Source organism: Burkholderia pyrrocinia, assembly GCF_003330765.1.
Classification (GTDB): domain Bacteria; phylum Pseudomonadota; class Gammaproteobacteria; order Burkholderiales; family Burkholderiaceae; genus Burkholderia; species Burkholderia pyrrocinia_B.
On sequence record NZ_CP024903.1, the window covers coordinates 1,681,010 to 1,707,721 of the forward strand.

22 protein-coding genes and 1 pseudogene are annotated in these 26,712 nt (G+C 66.7%); 5 read left to right on the top strand and 18 right to left on the bottom strand.

What is annotated here, in order from left to right; genetic code table 11:
- Window positions 1-10: 10 nt before the first annotated feature.
- Window positions 11-2,743: a type VI secretion system Vgr family protein gene (locus CUJ89_RS25155; protein ID WP_114181550.1), complete on the bottom strand. Its 2,733-nt coding sequence runs from the start codon at window positions 2,741-2,743 to the stop codon at window positions 11-13.
- A 119-nt stretch (window positions 2,744-2,862) separates the two neighbouring features.
- On the opposite strand from CUJ89_RS25155, the pseudogene CUJ89_RS38625 reads away from it, so the two are divergent.
- Window positions 2,863-3,111: pseudogene (locus CUJ89_RS38625) on the top strand (AraC family transcriptional regulator); the annotation flags it as partial.
- 92 nt (window positions 3,112-3,203) lie between these two features.
- Here CUJ89_RS38625 and hpaI read toward each other — a convergent pair.
- The 7 genes from hpaI to CUJ89_RS25195 all read right to left on the bottom strand — a co-directional run bounded on the left by hpaI (window position 3,204) and on the right by CUJ89_RS25195 (window position 9,150).
- A complete protein-coding gene (hpaI, locus tag CUJ89_RS25165) occupies window positions 3,204-4,007 on the bottom strand; it encodes a 4-hydroxy-2-oxoheptanedioate aldolase (RefSeq protein ID WP_114180087.1) in 804 nt (267 codons plus the stop codon).
- Between the two features lie 7 nt (window positions 4,008-4,014).
- Window positions 4,015-4,818 (bottom strand): 2-oxo-hept-4-ene-1,7-dioate hydratase, encoded by an 804-nt coding sequence (gene hpaH / locus CUJ89_RS25170; protein WP_114180088.1) that lies wholly within the window; start codon window positions 4,816-4,818, stop codon window positions 4,015-4,017.
- A gap of 21 nt (window positions 4,819-4,839) precedes the next feature.
- Window positions 4,840-5,232 carry a 5-carboxymethyl-2-hydroxymuconate Delta-isomerase gene (locus CUJ89_RS25175; protein ID WP_114180089.1) on the bottom strand — a complete coding sequence of 131 codons (393 nt, stop codon included), beginning with the start codon at window positions 5,230-5,232 and terminating at the stop codon, window positions 4,840-4,842.
- A gap of 89 nt (window positions 5,233-5,321) precedes the next feature.
- The gene (hpaD, locus tag CUJ89_RS25180; RefSeq protein ID WP_114180090.1) at window positions 5,322-6,170 is read right to left on the bottom strand and encodes a 3,4-dihydroxyphenylacetate 2,3-dioxygenase; all 849 of its coding nucleotides are present in this window, start codon (window positions 6,168-6,170) and stop codon (window positions 5,322-5,324) included.
- A gap of 43 nt (window positions 6,171-6,213) precedes the next feature.
- On the bottom strand, window positions 6,214-7,677 hold the full coding sequence (hpaE, locus tag CUJ89_RS25185; protein ID WP_114180091.1) for a 5-carboxymethyl-2-hydroxymuconate semialdehyde dehydrogenase: 1,464 nt from the start codon (window positions 7,675-7,677) through the stop codon (window positions 6,214-6,216).
- A gap of 22 nt (window positions 7,678-7,699) precedes the next feature.
- Window positions 7,700-8,464 carry a fumarylacetoacetate hydrolase family protein gene (locus CUJ89_RS25190; RefSeq protein WP_114180092.1) on the bottom strand — a complete coding sequence of 255 codons (765 nt, stop codon included), beginning with the start codon at window positions 8,462-8,464 and terminating at the stop codon, window positions 7,700-7,702.
- Window positions 8,461-9,150 (bottom strand): fumarylacetoacetate hydrolase family protein, encoded by a 690-nt coding sequence (locus CUJ89_RS25195; protein WP_114180093.1) that lies wholly within the window; start codon window positions 9,148-9,150, stop codon window positions 8,461-8,463. Before CUJ89_RS25195 ends, CUJ89_RS25190 begins: the two co-directional genes overlap by 4 nt.
- A gap of 152 nt (window positions 9,151-9,302) precedes the next feature.
- Between CUJ89_RS25195 and hpaR the strand changes: the two genes are divergently transcribed.
- Window positions 9,303-9,746, top strand: coding sequence for a homoprotocatechuate degradation operon regulator HpaR (gene hpaR / locus CUJ89_RS25200; RefSeq protein ID WP_114180094.1), 444 nt, complete (start codon window positions 9,303-9,305; stop codon window positions 9,744-9,746).
- Between the two features lie 52 nt (window positions 9,747-9,798).
- On the opposite strand, the gene CUJ89_RS25205 is transcribed toward hpaR, so the two are convergent.
- Complete coding sequence (locus CUJ89_RS25205) at window positions 9,799-11,010, bottom strand: SDR family oxidoreductase (RefSeq protein WP_114180095.1); 1,212 nt, start codon at window positions 11,008-11,010, stop codon at window positions 9,799-9,801.
- Window positions 11,011-11,659: 649 nt separating this feature from the next.
- Here CUJ89_RS25205 and CUJ89_RS25210 point away from each other — a divergent pair.
- Window positions 11,660-12,004, top strand: a complete 345-nt coding sequence (locus CUJ89_RS25210; RefSeq protein WP_114180096.1) for a DUF3564 family protein — start codon at window positions 11,660-11,662, stop codon at window positions 12,002-12,004.
- A 3-nt stretch (window positions 12,005-12,007) separates the two neighbouring features.
- Here CUJ89_RS25210 and CUJ89_RS37835 read toward each other — a convergent pair whose 3' ends face one another.
- Window positions 12,008-12,328 (bottom strand): hypothetical protein, encoded by a 321-nt coding sequence (locus CUJ89_RS37835; protein ID WP_161556558.1) that lies wholly within the window; start codon window positions 12,326-12,328, stop codon window positions 12,008-12,010.
- Between the two features lie 108 nt (window positions 12,329-12,436).
- Here CUJ89_RS37835 and CUJ89_RS25215 point away from each other — a divergent pair, with 108 nt between their 5' ends.
- Window positions 12,437-14,329, top strand: coding sequence for a peptidoglycan D,D-transpeptidase FtsI family protein (locus tag CUJ89_RS25215; RefSeq protein ID WP_114180097.1), 1,893 nt, complete (start codon window positions 12,437-12,439; stop codon window positions 14,327-14,329).
- Window positions 14,330-14,349: 20 nt separating this feature from the next.
- Here CUJ89_RS25215 and CUJ89_RS25220 read toward each other — a convergent pair whose 3' ends face one another.
- The 5 genes from CUJ89_RS25220 to CUJ89_RS25240 all read right to left on the bottom strand — a co-directional run bounded on the left by CUJ89_RS25220 (window position 14,350) and on the right by CUJ89_RS25240 (window position 21,116).
- Window positions 14,350-16,065: a cation:proton antiporter gene (locus CUJ89_RS25220; protein WP_114180098.1), complete on the bottom strand. Its 1,716-nt coding sequence runs from the start codon at window positions 16,063-16,065 to the stop codon at window positions 14,350-14,352.
- 207 nt (window positions 16,066-16,272) lie between these two features.
- A complete protein-coding gene (locus tag CUJ89_RS25225; protein ID WP_114180099.1) occupies window positions 16,273-17,685 on the bottom strand; it encodes a cytochrome c in 1,413 nt (470 codons plus the stop codon).
- On the bottom strand, window positions 17,682-19,460 hold the full coding sequence (locus CUJ89_RS25230; protein ID WP_114180100.1) for a GMC family oxidoreductase: 1,779 nt from the start codon (window positions 19,458-19,460) through the stop codon (window positions 17,682-17,684). The genes CUJ89_RS25225 and CUJ89_RS25230 overlap by 4 nt, the downstream gene beginning before the upstream one ends.
- Window positions 19,460-20,200: a gluconate 2-dehydrogenase subunit 3 family protein gene (locus CUJ89_RS25235; protein WP_114181551.1), complete on the bottom strand. Its 741-nt coding sequence runs from the start codon at window positions 20,198-20,200 to the stop codon at window positions 19,460-19,462. The genes CUJ89_RS25230 and CUJ89_RS25235 overlap by 1 nt, the downstream gene beginning before the upstream one ends.
- A 499-nt stretch (window positions 20,201-20,699) precedes the next feature.
- The gene (locus CUJ89_RS25240; RefSeq protein WP_114180101.1) at window positions 20,700-21,116 is read right to left on the bottom strand and encodes a DUF3995 domain-containing protein; all 417 of its coding nucleotides are present in this window, start codon (window positions 21,114-21,116) and stop codon (window positions 20,700-20,702) included.
- Window positions 21,117-21,441: 325 nt separating this feature from the next.
- Here CUJ89_RS25240 and ald point away from each other — a divergent pair, with 325 nt between their 5' ends.
- A complete protein-coding gene (gene ald, locus CUJ89_RS25245; RefSeq protein ID WP_114180102.1) occupies window positions 21,442-22,557 on the top strand; it encodes an alanine dehydrogenase in 1,116 nt (371 codons plus the stop codon).
- A 61-nt stretch (window positions 22,558-22,618) separates the two neighbouring features.
- Here the strand turns inward: ald and polX are convergent, their stop codons facing one another.
- The 3 genes from polX to CUJ89_RS25260 all read right to left on the bottom strand — a co-directional run bounded on the left by polX (window position 22,619) and on the right by CUJ89_RS25260 (window position 26,711).
- Entirely contained in the window at window positions 22,619-24,385 is a 1,767-nt protein-coding gene (gene polX / locus CUJ89_RS25250) for a DNA polymerase/3'-5' exonuclease PolX (RefSeq protein ID WP_114180103.1), read from the bottom strand.
- A gap of 149 nt (window positions 24,386-24,534) precedes the next feature.
- Window positions 24,535-24,927, bottom strand: coding sequence for a TraR/DksA family transcriptional regulator (locus tag CUJ89_RS25255; RefSeq protein ID WP_114180104.1), 393 nt, complete (start codon window positions 24,925-24,927; stop codon window positions 24,535-24,537).
- 368 nt (window positions 24,928-25,295) lie between these two features.
- Window positions 25,296-26,711: an undecaprenyl-phosphate glucose phosphotransferase gene (locus tag CUJ89_RS25260; RefSeq protein WP_236654954.1), complete on the bottom strand. Its 1,416-nt coding sequence runs from the start codon at window positions 26,709-26,711 to the stop codon at window positions 25,296-25,298.
- Window position 26,712 lies beyond the last annotated feature (1 nt).

A 26,712-nucleotide genomic window follows, 5' to 3' on the forward strand; every position in this document is an offset into this window, starting at 1 on the left:
GGCGTTGCTCTCAGGCATACCGCTCACCTTGATTCGTGCGTTGATCCGGGTGATCAGATTCTTCGTTGAGCGCATCCTTGACGTTTAAATGGTATTCTGCGCCGTTGCTGAGTTTAGCAGTGTAGGCTTGGGTACCTGCCTGGTGGTCGTCCACAACGATCCGACCGAATTCGTCAGTGACGCCTGCGCCGATCTTTGCGCTCCCCTTGTATAGCTCATAGGGCTCGCCGGAAATCAAATGCCCTTCACCCGGTAACGCCTGCAAAGCGAAGTGCAGTTGCTCCTTCTCTGGCGGCAACGCAGGAATATTCGGCGCGCTTACGCTATCAGGACCAACGAACGTCTGGCTTGCTGAATGCACTTCAAAGCCGCCCGATGTGCCGCTCTTGATTTGCCCGCTTGTCCACCGGGTATAGCTCCCGCCCCCGTTGATCTCGACCTCCTGCTGCGCACTAATCGTGATTTTCGTGGCCGTCACCGTAACGTTCAGCTTCGCCAGCAGATTGATGCTGTCCTTTAGTGCCTTCACGTCGATGTCGCCGGCCGCCGCAACGAGCCTCATACCGGCCTCATAGGCGAACAGGCGCAGCGCTCGACGTGCACTGGCGAAAAATCCACCGCCCGTACTGACGGACATATGTTCGCCAGTGGTAACTGCAGTGGTTTTGCCACTGCTCAGGTGAATCTGTTCGTCAGTCGTGGCCGCGACGCCTGCAGGGCTGGCCAACACCAAATACGGCCGCTCGAACTGTTTGAGCGTACCGCCACCTTTTATCGAGTTCGCCTGGCTCTTCAGCGAATTGGCAATAGCCTTTTGCTCGCCATCTTGCGCGCCTGCTGCCTGGGCCGACTGCGCGACGCCGGCGGCGATATCCTGCGCGTTCACAAGTTGGAGATTCACCTCGTCGACACTGAAAGTATCCCCAGTCGCCCCGGGGCGGGCATGCGTCGACAGGAGCATCCCGCGTGCGCCGCGTACCGCAACGTGACCATCCGTGCGCAACTCCGCACCCTCACCACGCTTCTCGCCGCGCCCAGTGGGTTCGCTGACTCGCGTGAGGTAGCCCAAATGCAGTCCTGACTCAAGATGATCGCTCCGAATCTGGGTCTGCACTTGCCCCGCCGTGTCGTCTTTCAGCCAGACGTTGTTCTGCTCTCCACCAATCTCCTTGCTGACGAAACCCGACAGGGCATGTTGATCGGGAAGATTCCACTGCGGCCGATGCGTGCCGTTCCCCACACGGGCCGTGATCACCGGCCTGTCAGGGTCACCATCGAAAAATGGCACGACCACCTCGTCACCGACTCTCGGTAACTGGATACCGCCAAACTGAGCGCTGGACCACGGCTGTGCAACCCGCACCCAGCACGAGCTGCGCTCGTCACGTTTTCCAATGCGATCCCAGTGGAACTGCACCTTCACGCGCCCCAGTTCATCCGTATAGACTTCCTGACCTTGCGGACCCACCACAGTAGCCGTCTGCATCTGCATGACTGGCTTGCGGTGTTCGAACGGGCTGCGATACGGAACGGCCTTTCTTTGCGCCTCTATCTCGACGAGAAAGAAGCCTTTGGCTCCATCATCGTGCACAATGATCGATGTGTTTCCGATGCCCCGGCTCGCCATTGCGTCGGACAGACGCCCCTGCAGTCCATGAGGGAAGTTAGCGTGATGACTTGAGCCTGGGAGGTTGTTCTCAATCAGCCATACGGTTTCGATAATCGCGAATTCACGCCGCTCGGCAGAATCCCGATCGTGCTCTGGATGCCCGGTGAATTCGAACCACCTGCCCGCATCGGCCGCACGCAGGCTGCCAGTACCGTAGAACCGCTTGGCGCTCGACTCCCACTCCTCCATTTGCACCTTGGCAAGGTGATCTCCTCGCTCTTGCTTCAGGTAGGTGTACGGGCCGGTGTACTCGTACATCTCCAACTGTTCGGGCAATTCGGGCAACACTGTCGGTACATTAGTGCCCTTGGGATTTCCCAGGGAAGATGGATTCTTGTAGTCGAACGTGCGCGTCGTCAGCACGGCGCTATGCAGGACTCGCACTCCGGACCAGTGAACCAGTGCGTCGACCTCGCTATTTGCACCGTCTCGCGAAAATTGAACCGCTTGCGGAGCAGATTGCTCACAAGTGTCTAGGCGATCAGTAACTGTCAGCATGTGCGATTTGCCATCGCCAGCCTGCGTCCAGATGCCGAACAGTCCTTCTGCTTCCATGAGCCGGTGAACGAAGTTCCAGTCGTCCTCGTACTGAGTGCAATACGATCTTGGCGGCAGCGGCTTTGAAAGTGCGAACTTGAACTGTCCTTTCGCTTGCGGATGGGCGTTGAACACGTCGCTGAGGATTTCATCGACAGGCTTGTCCTGCCAGATACGTTGATCCCGGCGAAACTTGAGGAAATTCATCCACGATGCGAATCCGATCTGGTAGCTGGTCAGCCCACCTTCCGCTCCCAGCCGTCTTATCGAATAAACATAGCCATGCCGAGGCAGATACGACTTGTTCGCCTGCTGGATCCACAGGGTTATGGGTTGCCCGATCAGTTTCTTCAGTTTGAGATCGTTGCGCGTCGACAACACATCGAGCGTGAAGTCGTACTGCCGTCCGATCCGAGACCAGCCCGCTACGCGATGCGGTAGCAGCACGTTGGTGCCCAGCGGGGTATCGAGTTTCAGCAGACGGTCTTGCTGAAGCAATCCGCCGTGAAGGGCCCTCACAATATCTTGCGCGTCCATTCCCATCCCTTTATTACTTTTTGCTTACTTATTGTCATTAATATGACATGGGCTCTCTTGCGCGATTCTAACTGCACTCAGATCAGTATTGCATCAGGTTTACAAAAACTTGGCGTACCGAGGCACAACGGCTCGCGCGGCCACAGGGTCTGCGGTTCAGGAAGATCACCGATGTACTGGCTACGAATCTCGCGGACAACCGGCGACTGGAGGAATGGGTCGAATGGGCCGGCATCGGTGAACGGACGACGTGCCGCCGCTTCGCCGCCGAGACGGGGCAGACGTTCGTGCAGTAGCGCCAGCAGGCCAGACTGGCGCGAGCGCTGGGGACGACGCCCGGGAACTATATGGAGGCAGAACGACGCGCAGAATGGGCAGCTCTGCACGCACATGAAGTCGCAGGACGGCAGGCCGGAGGTCGGAGGTCGGCAGACCAAAACCGCCGCGCGCAGCCGCTGCGTCAATACGTGCCGTCGCCCTTCTTCGCGTCGCCGCCGCGGCCCTTGAACTGCGCGGCGAGCCGCTCCGCGCTCCGTGCCAGCAGCGTCGTATCGACGCCGACCGCGACGAACAACGCGCCCGCTTCCAGATAGCGCCGCGCCGCCACTTCATCCGCACTCAAAATACCGGGCGCCTTGCCGGCCGCCTTGATCGTCCGGATCGCGCCGTCGATCGCGGCCTGTACGTCCGGATGCCCCGGATTGCCGAGATGCCCGAGATCGGCCGCCAGGTCCGCCGGCCCGATGAACACGCCATCGACGCCTTCGACACGTGCAATCGCATCGATCGCATCGAGCCCCGCGCGCGTCTCGACCTGCACGAGCACGGCCATTTCATCGTTCGCACGATGCAGGTAGTCGCCGACGCGATTCCACCGCGACGCGCGCGCCAGCGCGCTGCCGACGCCGCGAATCCCGTGCGGCGGGTAACGCGTCGCCGCCACCGCCGCGCGCGCTTCGTCGGCGCTCTGCACCATCGGCACGAGCAGCGTCTGCGCGCCGAGATCGAGCACCTGCTTGACGATCACCGGATCGTTCCACGGCACGCGCACGACCGGCTGCGACGGATACGGCGCGACCGCCTGCAGTTGCGCGAGGATCGACGGCACCGTGTTCGGCGCATGTTCGCCGTCGATCAGCAGCCAGTCGAAACCGGCGCCCGCGACCACTTCCGCGCTGTACGGATTAGCGAGGCCGAGCCACAGCCCGATCTGCGCATCGCCGCGCGCAAGCGCGGCCTTGAAGACATTCGAAGGAATCTGCATCGTTCGCTCACTCGAAGTAGCACTGGATCGTCCCGAGCGGGCCGTAGTCGACGCTGAACGTGTCGCCCGGCCGCGCCGCACACGGCCGCGTGAACGAGCCGCCGAGCACGATCTGCCCCGGCTCCAGCGCGACATCGAAGCGCGACAGCCGGTTCGCGAGCCACGCGACGCCGTTCGCCGGATGGTTCAGCACGCCGGCCGCGACGCCCGTTTCCTCGACCACGCCGTTGCGCGACATGATCGCCGCGACCCAGCGCAGGTCGACGTCCTGCGGCCGCACCGGCCGGCCGCCGATCACGACGCCCGCGTTCGCCGCGTTGTCGGCGATCGTGTCGAACACCTTGCGCGGCCGCTTCGTGTCGGGATCGATCGACTGGCTGCGCGCGTCGATGATCTCGAGCGCGGGCACCACGTAATCGACCGCGTCGTACACGTCGAAGATCGTGCAGTTCGGGCCGGTGAGCCGCTTGCCGAGCACGAACGCGAGCTCGACCTCGACACGCGGCACGATGAAGCGGCCGGTCGGGATCGTGCCGCCGTCCGCGAAGAACATGTCGTCGAGCAGCGCGCCGTAGTCGGGCTCGTCGATCTGCGACGTGTTCTGCATCGCCTTCGACGTGAGGCCGATCTTGTGCCCCTTCAGCGTGCGACCTTCCGCGAGCTTGAGGGTCACCCACGCGCGCTGGATCGCATACGCGTCGTCGATCGTGATGTCCGGGTGGTCGAGCGAGATCTGGCGGATCTGCCGGCGCGCGCGCTCGGCGTCGTGCAGGCGCTGCGCAAGCTGGTCGATGAGGGCGGGTTCGAGCATGGTCGGATCGGGAATTGGGGTTCAGCCGGCCCGCTTGTAGCGGGCGTGGATGTTGTTGTGCTTGTACGAGCCGCTTTCGCTGAACTCGGTCAGTTCCATCGACAGCGCGAGGTAGCGTTTCGCGTACAGCTCGGCGAAATGTGTCTTGATTGCGTCGAACAACGCGTCGCACGCGGCTTTCTTCGTGTCGTCGCTGCGGCCCGAGCCGATCTTCAGCGTCACGTGGACGAACGCGTCGTCCTCCGTGCCGTCGGCGACGCAGTAGTCTTGCAGCTCGATCGCGCGCGAGCGGATGCCGCCTGTCGGAAACACGCCGCCCTGCGCAATCAGCGTCGCGTTGATCGTGCGCAGCAGCGCGGGGATACGCGCGTCGTCGCGGATGTTCGCGGTGTATTCGACGACGATGTGTGGCATAGCTAATCTCCTGTCGACCCGAGTTAGCGCTTTAGCGCTTACTCGGGTCCCATGCTTTGCAGTCGGATGTCGGATGCGTGGCGCGGCGCTCAGGCCAACGGGAAGATCGCGTTGATCTGCCCCGTGCCCGAACTCGCGAAATAGTCGGTGACGATCTCGACGGGCTTGTCGTAGCGATCCCAGCCGAGCAGGCCGAGCAGCATCGCGGTGTCGTGCATGCCGCCTTCGCCGTGGCAATGCGTGTTGTACTCGGGCAGCATCGCGCAGAAGGTCTTGAAATCGCCCTGCTTCCACAGCTCGACCACGCGCAGGTCGACCTGCCGGAAGAATTCGCGGCTGATCTGGTGGATCGATTCCTCGGGGCTGCCGTTGTCGTTGAAGCGATGCGACAGCGAACCGCTCGCGAGGAACGCGACGTTCGAATCGCTCTTCCCGATTGCTTCCAGCAGCGCCTCGCCGAAGCGCCGGCTTTCGTCGAGCGCGTGCCACATGCACCAGCCCGCGATCGAAACGACCTTGAAGTGCTGATCGCCGTTCATGTAGCGCATCGGCACGAGCGTGCCGTATTCGAGCTCGAGGCTGTCGATCTCGTGCGCGCGCGTCGCGACCCCGCGTGCGGTGGCCGTCTCGGCGATCAGCCGGCCGAGCGCCGGGTTGCCCGGATACGCGTACTCCATGTCGCGGATGAAATGCGGCAGCTCGTTGCTCGTATACGTGCCGGCGAACCGCGCATTGCAGTTCACGTGATAGCCCGCGTTGACGAGCCAGTGCACGTCCGACACGACGATCGTGTCGACGCCGAGCGCGCGGCAGCGCTCGCCGATCAGCTGATGGCCGCGAATCGCCGCCTCGCGGCAGCCATGATGCCTGCCGGGCAGTTCCGACAGGTACATCGACGGCACGTGCGTGATCTTCGCGGCGAGGGACAGTTTGCCCATCGTGAGTCTCCGTATTGTGCTTGCGGCGAAACGCCCGCGCCCGTCACACGCCCCAGCGGGGAATGTGGTGCGAACCCATCGAGATGCAGACGTTCTTGATCTCCGCGAACACCTCGAAACTGTACTCGCCGCCCTCGCGCCCGGTGCCCGATTCCTTCACGCCGCCGAACGGCTGGCGCAGGTCGCGCACGTTCTGGCTGTTCACGAACACCATCCCGGCCTCGATGCCGCGCGCGAGGCGATGCACCTTGCCGACGTCCTGCGTCCAGATGTACGACGCCAGGCCATAGGCCGTATCGTTCGCGAGCCGCAGCCCCTCTTCCTCGTCCTCGAACGGAATCACGCATGCGACCGGCCCGAAGATCTCTTCCTGCGCGATGCGCATCCGGTTGTCGACGTCGGCGAACACGGTCGGCCGCACGAAGTTGCCGTTGCGCAGATGGTCGGGCAGGCCTGCCGGCTTGTCCGCGCCGCCGGCGACCACGCGCGCGCCTTCCTGCTCGCCGATGCGGATGTAGCCCGTCACCTTCTCCCAGTGCTGGCGCGTGATCATCGCACCGAGCTGCGTGGCCGGATCGGACGGATCGCCGACCACCAGGTTGTTCGCGCGGCGCGCGAATTCCTGAACAAAACGATCGTAGATCGTGCGCTGCACGAAGATGCGCGAGCCCGCGGTGCAGCGTTCGCCGTTGATCGAGAAGATCGTGAACAGCGACGCGTCGAGCGCACGGTCGAAATCGGCGTCGTCGAAAATCAGCACCGGCGACTTGCCGCCGAGCTCCATCGAATACTTCTTGAGACCCGCGCGCTCCATGATCCGCTTGCCCGTGACCGTGCCGCCGGTAAACGACACCGCACGCACGTCCGGGTGGCGCACCAGCGCATCGCCGGCCGTCGCGCCATAGCCCTGCACGACGTTCAGCACGCCGGGCGGGATGCCGGCTTCGAGCGCGAGCCGGCCGAGCTGGTCGGCCGTCAGCGGCGACAGTTCGGACATCTTCAGCACGGCCGTGTTGCCGAGCGCGAGGCACGGCGCCGTCTTCCACGTCGCGGTCATGAACGGCACGTTCCACGGCGACACCAGCGCGCACACGCCGACCGGCTGGTAGAGCGTGTAGTTCAGCATCTGGTCGTCGACCGGGTAGGTGCGGCCGTTCATCTGCACGCACACTTCCGCAAAGAAGTTGAAGTTCTCGGACGCGCGCGGAATCAGCTGCTTGCTCGTCTGTGCGATCGGCAGGCCGGTGTCCTGCGTCTCCAGCGCCGCGAGCATCGGCACGTTCTTCTCGATCAGTTCGCCAAGCTTGCGCATCAGCTTCGCGCGCTCTTTCGCGGGCGTATTCGCCCACTTCGGGAACGCTTCCTTCGCCGCGCGCACGGCCGCGTCGACTTCGGCTTCGCCGCCCGCCGCGACGTCGGTGATCACGTCGCCGGTCGCGGGATTCAGCGTCGTGAAGGTCTCGCGGCTCTCGACTTCGCGGCCGTCGATCCAGTGCTTGATGGTCATGTACTCTCCTTGGGCGACGGGCTCAGCCGGCGCGATAGTAGTCTGCTTCGCCGACGATCGTGTTCACGAGCCGGCCAATCCCTTCGATTTCGGTCACGACCTCGTCGCCCGGCTTCGTGTCCGCCAGCCCCTCGGGCGTGCCGGTCAGGATCAGGTCGCCCGGCGAGAGCGTCATGAAGCCGCTGATGTGCTCGATCAGCGCCGGCACGTCGAAAATCATGTCGCGCGTGCTGCCGCGCTGCGTCTCCCGGCCGTTCACCGTCGTGCGCAACGTCAGGTCGCCCGCGTCGCCGATCTCGTCGCGGCTGACGAACCACGGCCCGAGCGGCGTGCAGGTGTCGCGGTTCTTCACGCGCAGGTTCGGGCGGTAGTAGTTCTCGAGATAGTCGCGGATCGCGTAGTCATTCGCGACCGTGTAGCCGGCCACGCAGTCGAGCGCCTGCGCGCGGCTCACGTTGCGCGCGGGCCGGCCGATCACGACGGCCAGTTCGCACTCGTAGTGCATGTGCGTCGCATCCGCCGGGCGCACGGTACGCGACCGGTGGCCGATGAACGTGTTCGGTCCCTTCAGGAAGATCAGCGGCTCGCTCGGCGCCTTGAACGCGAGCTCCTTCGCGTGGTCGGCATAGTTGAGGCCGAGCGCGAACGTCGTGCGCGGCGCGACGGGCGGTAGCCATGCGACCCCATCCTCGGCGACCACCCGCCCCGTGTCGAGGCGGATCATGCCATCGCCGGCCGGTTCGGCCGCATGCAGTGCGCCGTTGTAGATCACGCGCGCCGTCTTCATCGTGTTTCCTCCGCAATCAGCGTGTGCCGCAACGTGCCGATGCCAGCGGCGGCAATCTCGATCGTGCTGCCCGCACGGGCACGCGGCGCACCGCCCGCGACACCGAGCAGCAGCACATCGCCCGCGTCGAACGACATGAAGGCCGTTACGTCGGCGATCAGTTCGCGCACGGGGCGGATCAGCGTGGCGGTCGACACGGATGCGGCCAGCTCGCCGTCGATCCGCACGGTCAGTTCGATCGCGTCGACATCGGCAAGCGCGGCGGCCGGCACGATTTCCGGACCCAGCGGGCAGAAGCCGTCACGGCACTTGAAGCGGACGGCCGGACGGTAGTAATCGGGATGCGGCACCGACACGTCGCTCGCGAGCGTGAAGCCGTGCACGTAGTCGAGCGCCTGCGCGGCCGGCACGCGCGTGGCGCGCCGGGCGAACACGACGGCCACCGACGCGCCGATCTCCAGCGCGTCGACGCCGCCCGGCACGACGACGGCCGAGCCGTCGGCCGCATGGGTATTGGCCGGCTTGATGTAAAGGATCGGCGCCTGCGGCGGACGGCCGTAAGGCGGCGCGGTCACGGCATCGCCGAGCGCGTCGAGCGCCGCGCGCTCGTTGAGCAGCGCACCGTAGACGGTACCGATGGCGACCGGCAACGGCAGCGCCGCGGCGGTCGTGCAAGACAGCTCCATGCGTCATTCCCCTGCCGCGCGTCGCGGCGCATCGTCAATAGTTAATATCTTAAGTAAACAATCGGGCGCTGGCAACCTCGATTACCCTGAGATGCGAAATTCATCACCTTCGGCTGTTAAGATTGATGCGTCCCCGTCCTCTGCCCACCCCGATGAACCGTACGCTCGACCATCGCAACCTTGCCATGCTGCTGCTCGAGGCCCGCGAAACGCTGATGGGCCTGTTCCGCCCCATTCTCAAGGAATTCGCGCTGACCGAACAGCAATGGCGGATCATCCGCGTGCTCGACAGCGAACCGGCGCACGCGCTCGAAGCGGGACAGATCGCGCGGCGCTGCTGCATCCTGAGCCCGAGCCTCACGGGCGTGCTGGAACGGATGGAGCGCGACGGCCTGATTACGCGCACGCGCGCGCAGGAGGATCAGCGCCGGCTGCTGGTCAGCCTGACGCCGCAAAGCAAAAAGCTCGTCACGGAAATCGGTCCGCGCATCGACGAGCAGTACCGGCAGCTCGAGTCGCGATTCGGCCAGGACGGCCTGGAAGACATCTACCGCGCGCTCGACCGGCTCATCGAACTCGGCGGCAACGCGCAATGATGGCGCCCGTTCCCGCCAGCCGCGGGAACAGGTGCCGATACGGCGCGGGCGGTCAGTGCACCGCGCCGCGCATCAGCTCGGTCACCGCGACGCCGCGCGACGTGCGCATGCATTCCTCGACGTAATCGATGAACGGCAACGGCTCGAAATCGATTTCATCACGCACGCGGCGGTTGTCGAACACGCGATCGACCGTCGCGAATTCCGCGCAGCGCTGCAGCGCCCGGCCGATCACGCGCTCGAGTGCCGGATCGGGCCGCCCGAGCACGTCGCGCACCACGAGCGGCAGTTCGGCCGGCGCGCACGCCGCGTAGCGCGGCGCCCCCGTCATCCCCGCCGCCTCGTCCATCGCGCGCACGATCTGCGCGACCTGCGGCGCCTCGTCGCCGGCCGACACGTGATAAAGGTCGTGCGCGAGCGTCGGCTTGACTGCCAGCAGCATCGTCGCGCGCGCGACGTCGTCCACCGACACGATGTCGATGCGTGTCATCGGCCGCGCGGTGAAGCGGCGCGCGGCATGCGCAAGACGGAACATCCAGAACGAATTCGGCGCGGGCCGCGTGCCGAGCACCGTATGGCCGACGACGTGCGACGGCCGCACGACGACGAGCGGCAGCCCGAGCCCGCGCAGGCGCTGCTCCGTTTCCGCCTTTGCGTGCAGGTAGTCCGCCGCGAGCACCGCCCCCGGCAGGCCTTCGTCGTCTTGCGCGACGTCGTTCGCCGCGTCGCGCGCCGCCTCTTCGTGCACGATCCCGCCGCGGCCCGCATGCGCGTAGGCCGTGCCGACGTACACGAAGCGCTGCAGGCGCGGCGCCCGCGCGAAGCGTTCGGCGAAGCGCACCGAATCGGCGATGTCGGCCTGCAGGTGCGCGCCGTCGGCCGGCGACGCATGGCCGGCGCAGTGGATCACGTGCGTCGCGCCGGCGAGACGCGGCGCGTCGGCGCCCTGCCACACGTCGCCGAGCGCGCCGACGATCACGTTCGCGTCGGTCAGGCGCGACGCCCAGTACGGCGCGAGCCCCGCGCGCAACGCCGCGTCGCGCAGCCGTGCGACGGCGTGGCCGCGATCCTGCGCGCGCACGACGCACACGATGCGTTCGAGCAGCCCTGCGTTGACGAGCGCCGTCAGCACGGTACTGCCGATGAAGCCGGTCGCGCCGGTCAGCACCAGCCGTCCGACGTTCGCCGCCGCGACCGGCGCGCTGGCCGGCGACACGAGGCTCGTCCGCCAGTTGAGCGACAACGCGGTTTTCCAGATCAGCACGATAATCTCCTTCGAAGAGTCGGCCGGGCGGCGCGGCGCCCGCGGTTGCGGGTTGTGCACGGCTCACCGGCCGGGCCGGGGCTGACGCGCGCCCTGACAGTCCCGAGCGGGCGTGCGGCCCGCGATCGCTTCGATCGCGTCTCTGGCACGAAGCGGCGGCAGCCGCCGAGGACGGGCGTCCGCGGCACAGGATCGGGAAGTTCCCAGTGTGGGGCCCGATCGCATGCAAGTCTGTCCCGAAAGTTTCGTGAAAGTGTGCCGATTTGTACGCGATTGTCGGAGTGTGTCGTTCCGGTCGCGCCGTCAACACGCTGAAACATCCGGTCGGGCCGCATTCGAACGGTGCCATGTTGCATCGGTCGCCCGGTTTCAGCGGCCGGTCGCACGCGACAGATCGACGCGCCCCACGGCCATGTCATCCCATGTCTCGCACGTCGGCCAGACACGCGTTAACACCAGACTCACCGGTGCCGTCTGCGTTTGAGCGCGCTGCCGGAACGACCGCGAATCGTCAGACGTCGTTTCATCTGAAACCGCAATCGACTCAATACGGATTTATTGCGGATTATCACTTGCGTTTCACCGCAGTCTATCTAGACTGTTCAAGTCAAAACGGTCGAATGTGTCAATTTTTTTAGGAGACGATCCAATGCGCCTCACTATTCGGATTAATGGCAGCGAATCGGCAACCCGGCACTCTTTCGCGGTACTGTGGGTCGATACCGATGAGGGGCTGTGGTCGCGCGAGGCACATCAGGACATGGATCTTCCGACCTGGGGCAAGGTACGCGACGTCGAGGGCGCGATGGCGCTCTGCGCGGCCGACGGCGGGAATGCCGTATGCCAGTTGACGGGACTGTCGTTCGATGCGACGCAGCGCGAACAGGGCCCCGCCGTGCTCGCCGGCAATCACGCCGGCGCGTGGCGGCTGCAGGCCGTCGATCCCTGCACGATCCAGCCGGAATACCGGGAATTCATTTCCGTCGCCCGATAGAAATCATTGATGTAAATCGTCTGCGGTTTTCGGGTTTATTCCAGTTTCAGCGATATTTATTTCGATATTCAGAATTACCGGCGCCTCCTTTCGGGGCGCTTTTTCATTTTCCGGTTTAAAAAAATAACCACGGTCCGGGCAATTGATCGCACTGCGGTGACGGTCGGAATCGACCGGGTACCGGATATCGTGCGCCGGGATCGACACGCAGCGGATCGCCGGCCTTTCGCCGTCTGCTGCGGCGGTGAAATTCCGCTTCCACCCCGCCTTGCCTGCCCCCTTTCCTGCCCCCTTTCCGCGCTCCGCCGGATGGCCGCCGCCCACTTTTCGCGGGGCCGGAACACACTTTCCCCACACGGCGTTTACTCATTTATTACAATCGCATTATTCAGACTGACTTGCCGCCATCCGGCGGCCCGACCCGGCCATTGCATGAGCGTGAAAAAGAAGACCCACCCCGCCGATCCGTACGCGGCCGCAACCAAGAATCCGATGCTCGCGTCGCGCCTGCCGATGTGGCGCTCGAAGCTGGTCGTGATCATCGTGTTCCTTGCATTCGCCGCGCTGATCGCGCGTGCCTTCTGGGTGCAGGTCGCGAACCAGGATTTCTATGTCGGCCAGGGTCAGAAGCGCTACCAGCGCACGATCGAGCTCGACGCGATGCGCGGGCGCATCGTCGACCGCAACGGCGCGATGCTCGCGGTCAGCCTGTCGACCTATGAAATCTGGGCGAACCCGAAACAGGTCGCCGATACCGACTACCCGCAGATCTCGAAGCTGCTCGACATGCCGCTCGTCGAGGTCAAGCGGCGTCTCGGCCACGACCGTACGTTCGTGCTGCTCAAGCGGCAGGTCGACGCGGACACCGCAGGCCGGCTCGACAAGCTCGCGATCGACGGCATCACGCAGATCGCCGATTCGAAGCGCTTCTACCCGGAAGGCGAATCGGCCGCGCACGTGGTCGGCTTCACGAACGTCGAGGACAAAGGCCAGGAAGGCGTCGAGCTCGCGGCGAATGCGCGCCTGTTGGGCACGGCGGGGCAACGCGAGGTGATCCGCGACCGGCTCGGCCGCATCGTATCGGACACGCGCCCGCTCGTCCCCGCGCAGCACGGCGCGACGATTGAGCTGACGATCGACCGCCGCATCCAGCAGCTCGCGTTCAGCCAGCTCAAGGCGGCCGTGGTCGAGAACAACGCGGTGGCCGGCAGCGTCGTGGTGCTCGACGCGCAGAACGGCGAGATCCTCGCGCTCGCGAATTACCCGACCTTTGACCCGAACGACCGCGCGCGCCTCACGGGCCAGCAGTTGCGCAACCGCGCGGTGATCGACACGTTCGAACCCGGCTCGACAATCAAGCCGCTCGTCGTCGCGCTGTCGATCGACGAGCGCAAGGTCACGCCGAACACGATCATCAACACGTCGCCGGGCACCTACAAGATCGGCCCGGCCGTGATCCACGACACGTCGAACCACGGCTCGCTGACGGTGTCGCAGGCGCTGCAGAAGTCGAGCAACGTCGCGCTCGCGAAGCTCGCGCTGAACCTGCCCGCCGAAACCATCTGGAACAAGTACCAGGAATACGGGATCGGCCGCGCGCCGGAACTGACGTTCCCGGGCGTCGCGTCGGGCCGGCTGCGCGGCTACAAGCGCTGGCGGCCGATCGAGCAGGCGACGATGGCGTACGGCTACGGCCTGTCGATGTCGCTGCTGCAGATCGCGCAAACGTACACGGCCTATGCGGGCGACGGCACGCTGCACCCCGTGTCGCTGCTGAAGAACGGCACCGACCAGCAGACGATCGACGCGCATCGCGGCCACCGCGTGACGTCGCCGCAAACGGCCGCGTCGATCCGCTCGATGCTCGAGATGGCGGTCGGCGAAGGCGGCACGGGGCGCCGTGCGCGCGTCGACGGCTACCGGATCGGCGGCAAGACGGGCACCGCGCGCAAGCAAGTCGGCGCGACCTATGCGAAGGGCAAGTACCGCGCGCTGTTCGCGGGGATGGCGCCGATGAGCAACCCACGCCTGATCGTCGCGGTGATGATCGACGAGCCGCGCGGCAAGGGCTACTACGGCGGCACAGTGGCCGGCCCGGTGTTCGCGTCGGTCACGAGCGGCTCGCTGCAGTTGCTCGGCGTACCGCCCGACGCGCCGGTCGAGCCTGAGACGAATGCGCAGGCCAAGGCGGCGGCACCGAAGAAGACAGTCGCAGCGCCGAAGGCGGTGGTTCAACCGAAGACGGCTGCCTCAGTGAAAGCCACCGCGCCGGTGAAGACAGCCGCGCAGTCGGGCGCGGCCGTACAGGCGAAGGCGGCAAGCTGAAGCCGCCACGGCGCGCGCCGTCAATGCGCCGCCGCGACCGGCTTCACCATCCTGCCGAGCACGTGCTCGGTCATCCCGCGCGCGAGTTCGGTCTCGCCCATGAACACGGTGCCGATGCCTTCGCTCGACAGCAGCGCGGCCTCGTCGCCGCTGTTCGTGCACAGCACGACCTCGAGCGTCGGGTTGAGCGTGCGCGAGATCTCGACGATCTGCCGCACGTCGAACACGTCGGGCAGCGTGACGACCAGCATCCCGGCGCGCGCGATATGCGCCTGCACGAGTACGATCGGCTCGATCGCGTCGCCCGACACGGCGGCGACGCCGTCCTCGCGCAGCTTCTCGACGAGCTCGCGATTCTGCTCGACGACGACATACGCGATCCCGCGCTCGTCCAGCGCGTGCGCGATCCGCGTGCCGACCTTGCCGTAGCCGACGATCACGACCTGCCCGGTCAGGTGCGTCTGCGGCGTCGACATCGGCAGCGCGGCGAGCGGATCGTCGCGCGCCTCGAGCCTGCGCGCGAATGCCGAATGCTTGCGGATCCATGCGAGCGCCGGATCGATCATCGCGAACAGCAGCGTATTCATCGCGATCGAGATCAGCGCGACCGCGAGGATCAGGCTCTGCCCCTCGGCCGACAGCAGCCCGAGCGCACGGCCGAGCCCCGCGAGGATGAACGAGAATTCGCCGATCTGCGCGAGGCCCGCGCCGACCGTCAGCGCGGTGTTCAGCGGATAACGGAACGCGATCACGAGCGCGACCGCCGCGAGCGTCTTGCCGACCAGCACGATCGCGGCGACCTCGATCACGTGCAGCGGCTGGTCGAGCAGCACCTTCGGGTCGAACAGCATCCCGACCGAGATGAAGAACAGCACCGAGAACGCATCGCGCAGCGGCAGCGTCTCGTCGGCCGCGCGCCGGCTGAATTCCGACTCGCGCATCATCATCCCGGCGAAGAACGCGCCGAGCGCGAACGACACGTCGAACAGCTTCGCCGCGCCGAACGCGATGCCGACCGCCGCCGCGATCATGCACAGCGTGAACAGCTCGCGCGAGCCGGTGCGCGCGACGAGCCACAAAATACGCGGGAACACGCGCTTGCCGACCACGAGCATCAGCGCGATAAACGCCGCGACCTTCAGCATCGTGACGCCGAGCGTGCCCCAGATGCTGCCGCCGTCCGCATGCGCGTCGCCGGGCGGCGTGCCGCCGAGCAGCCCCGCGACGGGTGGCAGCAGCACCAGCACGAGCACCATCACGAGATCCTCGACGACGAGCCAGCCGACCGCGATGCGCCCGTTGACCGTCTCGACGAGCCCGCGCCCTTCGAGCGCGCGCAGCAGCACGACCGTGCTCGCGACCGACAGCGCGAGCCCGAACACGAGCGCCGCACCGAAGCTCCAGCCCCACGTGAGCGCGAGCCCGCCGCCGAGCAGCGTCGCGACGGTGATCTGCACGACGGCGCCCGGCAGCGCGATCTTGCGTACCGCGAGCAGATCCCCCAGAGAGAAATGCAGGCCGACGCCGAACATCAGCAGCATCACGCCGACTTCGGCGAGCTGCTGCGCGAGCGACAGGTCGCCGACGAAACCGGGCGTGCCGGGGCCGATCACGATCCCGGCGAGCAGGTAACCGACGAGCGGCGGCATTTTCAGCAGCGACGCGAGGTAACCGAAGATCATCGCGAGACCGAAACCGGCCGCGAGCAACGCAATCAGGCTGACGTCATGAGGCATCCCCCCTCCCAAGTTCTTGTAACTATTTAGTAAGGTTCAAGAGTGGAAGGATAAGGGATGAGACGAAAAAATGGCGCGACGCCGCGAAATTTTCACGCGGCGGCGCGCCTTTGCGGGGTGCAACCCCGACGCAACGAAAGGCGCCGAGCGGGCTCGCCGGCGCGTTGAAGCGGATCGGACAGGCGGGGCCGGCGCCCCGCCGCCGCGTCAGCGCGACGCTTGCGGGAAGCGCGCGCCCGGCGGCGCTTCGGGCCGCGTCGACGGCACGCTCTTGCGCACCTTCGCGACTTGCGCGGCCGTCACCGGCGCGCCCGTGTTGCCCCAGCTCGTGCGCACGAAGTTCGACACGTCCGCGACTTCCTGGTCGGACAGGCGCCAGCCGAACGGCGGCATCGTGAAGGTCGACGGCGCGGTGCGTGTGCCCTCTAGCGCGCTGCCTTCCAGCACGACGTGGATCAGCGACGTCGGATCGTCGCCCTGCACGACCGGGTTGCCGGCAAGCGCCGGGAACACGCGCGTGTAGCCGTGGCCGTCGCTGCGGTGGCAGGCCGTGCAGTTGTCGCGATAGACGGCCGCGCCCGGCTTGCTCGCGTCGCCGGTCTGCAGCGCCTTCGCGGCGGCCGCGTCGTACACGTGCGGCTGCTCGCCCTGTACGCGCGGCGGCAGCGTCTTCAGGTAGCGCGCGATCGCGTTCAGGTCCTCGTCGGTCATGTGCTGCATGCTGTGGCCGACCACGTCCGTCATCCCGCCGAACGCGGCCGTGCGCAGCGTGCGGCCGGTCTTCAGGAACTGCACGATCTCGGTTTCCGTCCACGTGCCGAGCCCCGTGCGCTGCTCGCCGCGCAGGCTCGTCGGCACCCAGCCGTCGATCGCAGCGCCGCCGGCCAGGAAGTCCGGGCCGTCCGCGTCGGTCAGCCCGCGCTCCTGCATCGTCGGCGCGCGCGGCGTGTGACACGCGCCGCAGTGGCCGAGACCCTGCACGAGATACGCGCCGCGCGCGACCACCGGGTCGGTGTACGGCGCCGCGTCGAACGGCTTCGGCGACGGCGCGAACATCTTGCGCCAGATGCCGAGCGGCCAGCGCATCGACAACGGCCACACGATGTCGACCGCGCGATTCTCGTGCTCGACGGGTGCGACACCGTGCATGAAGTACGCGTACAGCGCCTTCACGTCGGCGTCGGTCAGCCGCGCATAGGACGGAAACGGCATCGCCGGGTACAGCGTGTCGCCGTTCTTGCGCACGCCCGCTCGCAGCGCACGGTCGAACTCGTCGAGCGTCCAGCCGCCGAGGCCCGTCTTCGGGTCCGGCGTGATGTTGGTCGAATAGATCGCGCCGATCGGCGTGTCGAACTTCAGCCCGCCCGCGAACGGCTTGCCGCCGCTCGCGGTGTGGCATGCAACGCAGTCGCCCGCGCGGGCCAGGTACGCGCCGCGGGCCACGAGCGCATCCGCGGACTGCGCGGCAGGCGTCGCGGCCGGGCCCGAAGCCGCCGCGGGCGCTGCCGCCGGTTGCGCGAACGCCGTCGTGCCCGCAAGGCCGAACATCGCCCAGGCCGCACCGGCCGTCAGCGCGCGCGATACACGCCGCGCGGCGTTGTGGTTCATCGTCCTCTTCATACGGTCACCAGCGGGGCGGGATTCTTCAGGTATTGCTCGCGGATCGCGCGTGCCGACCAGTAGGCCAGCGCCGCGATGATCCCGGTCGGGTTGTAGCCGATGCCCTGCGGCAGCGCCGATGCGCCCATCACGAACACGTTGTGCACGTCCCAGCACTGCAGGTAGCGGTTCAGCACGCTCGTCTTCGGGTCGGTGCCCATGATCGCGCCGCCGACGAGGTGGGTCGTCTGGTACGCGCGCGAATCGAAATGCTTGCCGAACTCGCGCGTCGACACACCGATCGCCTTCGGCCCCATCGCCTCTGCGATCTTCTTCATCTGCCCGGTCACGTACTGCGCCATCTTGATGTCGTTGTCCTTCCAGTCGAAGGTCATCCGCAGCAGCGGCTGGCCGTACGAATCGCGATAGGTCGGATCGAGGTCGAGATACACGTCGCGATACGACATGTTCGTGCCGTGCGCATCCATCGAGATAGTGTGCGCGTAGTAATCCTTCACGGACTTCTTCCACGCCGAGCCCCACTGCGGCGTGCCGGGCGGCGTCGCGATGCCGCTGACCGGCTTCACGCCGGCCTGGTTGACCCACAGCGGCGAGCCGCCGACGAAGCCGAGCGGGCCGTGGTCGAAGTTGTCCGCGTTGAAGTCGTCCACCGCGACGCCGTTGCCGCCCGCGCCGATGAACGGATTCGTGTAGGTGTCCTTGTCGAAGAACGCCTTGATCGTCGACAGGTTCTGGTACGCGAAATTGCGGCCCACGACACCTTCGCCCGAGATCGGGTCGTACGGCTTGCCGATGCCCGACAGCAGCAGCAGGTGCACGTTGTGATACTGGAACGCGGCCACGATCACGAGATCGGCCGGCTGGTGCACTTCACGCCCGGCCGGGTCGACGTAGGTCACGCCCGTCGCACGCTTCTTCGTGTCGTCGAGGTCGACGCGCAGCACGTGGCACTTCGAGCGCAGCTCGAAGTTCGGCGCCTGCTTCAGCGCGGGCAGGATGTTCAGGTTCGGCGACGCCTTCGAGTACATGTAGCACGCGTAGCCGCTGCAGTAGCCGCAGAAGTTGCACGGGCCCATCTGCACGCCGTACGGGTTCGTGTACGGGCCCGACGTGTTCGCCGACGGCAGCCGGTACGGATGCAGGCCGAGCGACTTCGACGCATCGAAGAAGCGCTGCGCCGAATACGTATTGAGCTGCGCGGGCAACGGGAAGCTGTCGCTGCGGTTCGCTTCGAACACGTTGCCGTCGCCGACCACCTTGCCGCCGACCTTGTACGCCTGCCCCGACGTGCCGAACACCTTCTCGGCGAAATCGAAATGCGGCTCGAGCTCGTCGTAGCTGACGCCCGTGTCCTGGATCGTCATCCCTGCGGGGATGAACTTCTTGCCGTAGCGCTCTTCATAGTGGCTGCGCAAGCGCAGTTCTTCCGGCGTGATCCGGAAATGCACGCCCGACCAGTGCAGCCCGGCACCGCCGACGCCCTCGCCCGGCAGGAACGCGGCGAGCTGCCGGTACGGCAGCGCGGTGTCCTGCACGCCGTGGCGAATCGACACGGTCGTCTTCGACAGGTCGAGGAACAGCTTCTTGCGGATGTTGTAGGTCAGCTCGTCGATCGTGTTCGGATACGCGCCGTCCGGATAGGTGTCGCGATATTCGCCGCGCTCCAGCGCGACGACCTTCAGGCCCGCTTCGGTCAGTTCCTTCGCGAGAATCGCGCCGGTCCAGCCGAAGCCGACGATTACCGCATCGACGTGCGGTTTTTTCTCTGCGGCCATCAGCTGCGCTCCCCGTTGATCGAGACGGGGCCGTACGGATAGGGCTTGCCGTTCTGGTTGACGAAATCCATGAAGTCCGCGCGCGCGCCCGGAAAGCCGATCATCTTCCACGCAGCCATGTCGTGATTGCCGCCATGCACCGGATCGCTGAAGTAGCCTTCGCGCGTGTTCTGCAACAACTGGCCGAAGAACACGCCGGGCGGCACGTCGTCGATCTGTGCGCCGCCCTTCTCCAGCGCACCGAGCACCGTGTCGCGCGTCGGCGCGTCGAGATCCACGAAGGCCTTGCCGTGGGTCTTCTCGCAATAGCGGTTGACCGCCGCGATGCCGAGCCGGTAGATGTCGCGCGGCACGAGCTTCAGCTGGTAGCCGAGCTCGGGCACGCCCTGCTGGAACGGCCCCTGCATGTACCACGTCGCGCCGTGCGCATACGGCGTCTCCATCTGGCGGTCGATGAACTCGGGCACGCCCGATTCGAGCGCGCCGGGGCCTTCGGCGTCGGCCGGAATCAGCCGGTCGACGGCGGCCTGGACGAACGTCCATTCCTTCGCATCGAAGAAGGTCGGCTTGTACGGCGCGCGTTCGGCGTTGGCCGATGCGGCCGACGCGTTGCCGGCCGTCGTCGCCGGCTGCGACGACGAGCGCAGGTCGCAGCCGGCGACCGACGCGATCGGCACGAGCGCGACCGACGTGCGCAGGAAACGGCGACGCGAGTTGGGTTTGTCAGGTGGCGTGGACATGGTCGGATGTTGATCGTTGGGGATCGGGTCCGGACGCGCGCATTCCGCATGCGGCGTGCCGGCACGGCAGCCATGCCGCACGCGGCTGGCCGTCCTGTTCTTTCGTGTATTGCGAACAACCTCGATGCGGGCGCGCCGGTGCCGGAGGCGCTGCGCGGATCGACCGCTTCGCGGGCCGGATCCTCAGACAAATACCGGCCTGTCGGCCCGAACCTGCCCGCCATCGCCTGACCCTGATTCAACTTAGACGCCGCGTTTGCCGACAGCAAGCGCAACGTGCACGACCCTCTTTGCGGGTCCGGCGACGAGTGCCGCGAATTATAACTGGAACCGGTTCCATTTCGAGGGGGTTCAATGCAATTCAATGCATCGAAAATCGCAACAATTGAAAAAACAGGAAGCCGGAATGCACAAGGATGGCGCGATTGCCGGCCGATCCGCGCGTCGGGCAGACGATTGTTCTGCGTTGGGCCGGGTTACCTGCTGCGCTGCGTGCCGCTCACCCCGGCCAGAACATCGACGCGATGGATAGCGCCAGGGCCGCGCAAAGCGGCGAGTAATACAGCGTGTCCATCCGCGCGAAACGCGACCCGCGAATCCGCTTGAAGAAGCCGACGTGGCGGAAATCGCCGACGGCCCGCACCGCGAAGATCAATGCGAGCGCAACGACCGCGAACGCGATCGTGCCGGGATACGCGTTCCGCCCAAGCCAGCCGGCCCGCGCGGCGACCACGCATGCGCCGGCCAGCAGCGCCGCCGCGACGGCAAGCGTGCCGACGGCAGTCGGCCGCAGCAGCGGCACGCCGTCCTGTTCCGGAATGGCCGCACGCTTGCCGAGCCGCCCGCCGAACGCCCAGTAGACGTGAACGAGCGCAATCGCGCAAAGCGTCGGCACGCTGAAATACGCACCGGTCATGTCGGTAAGTGTCCTCGTCTCGTTGTCTCGTTGTTCTGCCGGAAGGGTTCCGGCCCGCGGCCCCGGCCCGCGACACGCATGACGATACCGAAACCCGGCAGCGTGCGCATTGCGACGTCCGGTCGCAAGCCGCGGCAACGCATGTTGCGATGCAGTGCGCAGGCATCGTCGCGCCGGCCGGTCGCTTGACTTCCCACCGCGCACTACTACCCTGTTATTCCAGTACTGCCGTCGGCACGCCCCCTGCGCAACCGGCCGCACGTGCATCGCTCGCCCGGCCGCGCACATGCACGACAAACGATAACGAAGGCCATGGAGGTGACTCATGCTGATCGGCGTGCCGAAAGAGATCAAGAACCACGAATACCGCGTCGGCCTCACGCCGGCCGGCGCGCGCGAACTCACGCGGCACGGTCATGGCGTACTCGTGCAGCGCGGCGCGGGCACGGCGATCGGCCTGCTCGACAACGACTATGCGGCTGCGGGCGCGTCGCTCTGCGACGGCGCCGACGAAGTATTCGCGCGCGCCGACATGATCATCAAGGTCAAGGAGCCGCAGGCGACCGAATGCGCGATGCTGCGGCGCGGGCAAATCCTCTACACGTACCTGCATCTCGCGCCCGATCCCGAGCAGGCGGCCGCACTGGTGAAGTCCGGCGCGGTATGCATCGCATACGAAACCGTGACGGGCCCCGGAGGCGGCCTGCCGCTGCTTGCGCCGATGAGCGAGGTGGCCGGACGCATGTCGATCCAGGTCGCGGCGACCCACCTCGAAAGCCCGCGCGGCGGCCGCGGCCTGCTGATGGCCGGCGTGCCCGGCGTGCCGGCCGCGCACGTGGTCGTGCTCGGCGCGGGCGTCGTCGGCACCGGCGCGCTGCAGATGGCGGTCGGCCTCGGCGCGCGCGTCACCGTGCTCGACACCAACGTGGGCCGGCTGCGCCAGCTCGACCTGGTCTTCGCCAACCGGATCGCGACCGTCTGCTCGAATGCGCACACGATCGACGAAGCCGTGCGCGATGCCGACGTCGTGATCGGTGCCGTGCTCGTACCGGGCGCGTCGGCGCCGCGGCTCGTCACGCGCGACATGATCGCGACGATGCGCACGGGTGCGGTCGTCGTCGATGTCGCGATCGACCAGGGCGGATGCTTCGAGACATCGCATGCGACGACGCATGCGGACCCGACCTTTGTCGTCGACGGCGTCGTGCACTACTGCGTCGCGAACATGCCCGGCGCGGTCGCGCGCACGTCGACCTTCGCGCTGAACAACGCGACGCTCGGGCATGCGCTCGCGCTCGCCGACAAGGGCTGGAAGCAGGCGATGGCCGACGATCCCCATCTGCGCGCGGGCCTGAACATATGCAACGGGCACATCACATACGAAGCGGTCGCGCTGGCGCTCGGCCTGCCTTATGTGCCGGCGGCCGGCGTGCTGGCGTGACCGGGCTGGCCTGACGTTACCGCACGAACGCACGGCTGGCGGCATGCGCCGCCAGCCGCCTTCACGCGCCCCTCGACCGGCTCCGCTTCGACACACCGCCCGCGCCCATCGTGCGCGCCAGCAGCGGCCGCAGTTGCGCGAGCGTGCGCGTGTTGAGCACGTCCTGCCGCGTGAGCCAGCCGCGTCGTGCCTGATCGACACCGTACGCGAGATTGTCGAGCTCGCTCGCGCTGCACGCATCCGAGCCGATCGCCACCAGCACGCCGGCCTTCGCGGCCTCGCGGCACCAGATGTCCGGCAGATCGAGCCGTCGAGGCTGCGCATCGAGTTCGACGAAGCAGCCGCGCGCCGCAGCCTGCGCGATCACGCGCGGCACGTCGAGTTCGCATGCGTCGTGCTCGCCGAGCACGCGGCCGGTCGGGTGCGCGAGAATCGTGAAATGCGGATGGTCCATCGCACGCAGCATGCGATCGGTCTGTGCGTCGCGCGACAGGTCGAAGCCGTCGCGTACCGCGCCGATCACGAGATCGAGCCGGCCGACCATGGCATCGGGCACATCGAGGCTGCCGTCCTCGCGAATGCCGGCCTCCACGCCCTTGAGCAGCACGAAATCGTCGAACGACGCATTGACGCGATCGATCTCGTCGAGCTGTCGCGCGAGCCATTCGAAGCCGTTTCGGCCACGGCCGGCATGCGGCGTCCGATCGGTGACGGCCAGATACGCGAGCCCGCGCGAGCGCGCCGCATCGGCCATCGCGCGCAGGCTGTCGCGCCCGGCCGACGCGTCGGTATGCGCATGCAGGTCGCCGTGGACATGCTTGCGCTCGACCAGCGCCGGCAGCGTGCCGGCGCGCGACGCGTCGATCTCGCCGCGATTCTCGCGCAGTTCGGGCGGCACGTCGTGCAGCCCGATGGCGTCGTAGACCGACGCCTCCGTCGCGCCGGCAATCCGCTCGTCGCCGCGAAACACGCCGTATTCGTTGATCTTCAGCCCGCCGGCCTGCGCGATCCTGCGCAGCGCGATGTTGTGCGCCTTCGATCCCGTGAAGTAGACGAGCGCCGCGCCGAACGCATCGGCATCGACGACGCGCAGGTCGACCTGCAATCCGCTGGCCAGCACGACACTCGAACGCGTCTTGCCGTGCGCGAGCACGCGCGCCACGTCGCCGTAGCCGACGAACGCTTCGGCGACGGCAACCGGATCGCGCGCGGTGACGAGAATGTCGAGATCGCCGACCGTCTCGCGGCGGCGGCGAAAACTGCCGGCCGGCACGGCCTTGCCGACGCCCGCGACCGCGCGCAGGCGTTCGAGCAACGGCATCAGCGATTGCGCGGCATCCGGCAGCAGAAAGCGTTGCGGTTCGCGCTGCAGGCGGTCGTCGATCGCTTCGAGCAGATGCGCTTCGGTTTTCGCGCCGAAGCCCGGCAGCTCGCGCACGTGCCCGCTCTTCGCTTCGGCGCGAAGCTGTTCGAGCGAATCGACATGCAGCGCGTCATGCAGCGCCTTCACGCGTTTCGCGCCGAGCCCCGGTACGTCGAGCAGCTCGACGATCGCGCCCGGCAGCGCATGGCGCAGCGTTTGCTGCAGTTCGCAGGTGCCGGTCACGGCGATCTCGCGCAGCTTCGACGCGAGATCGGGCCCGATCGACGGAATCTTCCCGAGATCGTCGCCGTTCGCGATCATCGTCGGGATATCGCGCCCGTAGTCGGCGATCGTACGCGCGGCGTTGCGGTAGGCACGCACGCGGAACGGATTGGCGCCCTGGATCTCGAGCATGTCGGCGATCTCGGCGAACACGGCCGCGCACTCGGCATTGTGGATCGGCATGATCGGCGTGGCTCCCTTCCACGTGGATGGCGCCGCGCGCGTGCGCGACGGCGTCTGCCCGCCCGGCGACGCATGTCGACGCCGCCGGGCGCCCGTTCGTCATCGTACGCCGGCCGCGCATCGCGTGCAGCGCGAAGGCGGCCGCGACGTCAGAGCGATGCGCGCGGCGTCGTGGCGTATCGTCGCTCGTAGAGCGATTGGCAATGCGTGCAGCGTTCGGCGGTCGGGCGCGCCATCAGGCGCTCGTAGTCGACCGACGCATCGCAATCGATGCATTCGCCGTAGCTGCCGTCGCGCATCCGCTGATGTGCGCGTCCGATCGCGCGCAGTTCGGTCAGCTTCATGCCGATCAATGCATGATCGACGTCGACGAACAGATCCGCGTTCGCCTCGTCGCCCTCGTCCGGCGCCGCGCCGGCGAGATCCGCATAGGATTCCGACGCGCGGTGGTCTTCGCTCGTGCGGATCTCCGCACGCAACGCCTGCTCGCTCTCGTTCAGCCGCTGTTTCAGCGTCTGCCGTTGTTGTTGGTCGAGCGCCATGGCCACCTCTCCTTGTCCGGGTTCCGCGCGGAAAGTGCGGCGCGCGGTGTCGCGCCGGCGCGCGGCGGGCAGACATAACCGGCGCCGCCGCGCCCGGATGCACGCCCGGACGCACGAAGCGCCGGACGCATTCGACGCAGGATAAACCCATTGAACACCCGTGTGTTGACCGGAATCAGCGTGCCGACGACGCACGCGACACGCCTGCATAAACTGGGGACGGACGCGAAATCACGACGCGCGACGCACGCCGCAGCGCAGCAATTCGCCGCGTTGCCGCGCGATTCCGTCGGCACGACGGGACCCGCGTCGCCCCCGTCGGTGCGATCGCTCGCACGACGCGACGCTTTCCAAATCATTCGTTCTACTTAGAAAGCATTGCGACCGATAAAGCCCCGCACGACCGTCAACAGGATGATCTTCATGTCGAACCAGAAGCTCCAGTTCTGCATGTAGAACAGATCGAACTTCACGCGCGCTGCCATCGCCTCGACCTTGCGCGTCTCGCCGCGATAGCCGTTTACCTGCGCCCATCCGGTGATGCCGGGCCGCACGCGGTAGCGGTACATGTAGCAGTCGATCAGTTGCCGATAGAAGTCGTCGTGCTCGATCGCATGCGGACGCGGGCCGACGACCGACATCTGCCCGAACAGCACGTTGAAGAACTGCGGCAGCTCGTCGAGCGACGTGCGCCGCAGGAACGCGCCGACGCGCGTGATGCGCGAATCGTTGCGCGACGCCTGCCGCACGACGCCCGGCAGCGCGCGATGCACACGCATCGTCCTGAACTTCAGGATGTCGAACTCGCGGCCGTCCACGCCCTTGCGGCGCTGCCTGAACAGCACGGGCCCCGGCGACGACAGCTTGACCGCGAGCGCCAGCATCGACAGCAGCGGCAGCAACGGAATCAGCACGCCGAACGCGAACAGTCGGTCGAACGCGAACTTCGCCCACAGCTCCGGCGCGGAGCGCGGCGTGGTCGCGAGATTGATCGCCGGCATGCCGAGCACGTCGGTCGCAGAGCGATCGACAACCGCCATCTGCCGCACGTCGGGCAGCAGCCGCAGCTCGACGAATTCGTCGCGCAGCTCGCGCACGATGCGCTGGATCCGCCACTCGTGCGACATCGGCAGCGTGAGCCACACCTCGTCGATCTCGCCGCCGCGAATCATGTCGCGCAACGCGTTCCAGTCGTCGATCACCGGCACGCCGCCGATGCCGCCCGCGGCAGCCGGTGCATCGTCATCGAATACGCATGCCGCCACGAAAGGGCCGTTCGACGCGAGCTGCATCCGCTCGATCGCCACGCGCCCGTACGCCGTTGCGCCGACGACGGCGACGCGGCGCTGCCGCGCGCGCGGGTCGTCATGCGTCAACGCGAGTGCCAGCAGCGCGGCACGGCCGAGCAGCAGCGCAGCGTCACCGGCCAGCACCGTGCGCACGATCCAGCGTGTCGTGACCGTGCCGCCGCGGTTCATGATCCACATCGTGCCGGCCACCGTCAGCACGCTCGCGCAGACGACGGCAATCATTGCCTGCGTCAGCACGTAAGCACCGCCCTGCGGCGCCACGCCGCCGCGCACGGTGCGCAGGTAGCGCGGCAGCAGCGCCACGGTCATCACGCACAGCAGCGCGATCGCGCCACGCTGCGCGTCGGACAGTTCGCGCCAGGCAAGGCCCGACGCCGCCTGCGCCGCAAGCGCCCCTCCCAGCACGAGCACGACGTCGGCCGCCGCGATCGCGGCACGCCGCATCGCATTCGTTCCACCGGACCTCGACTGCATC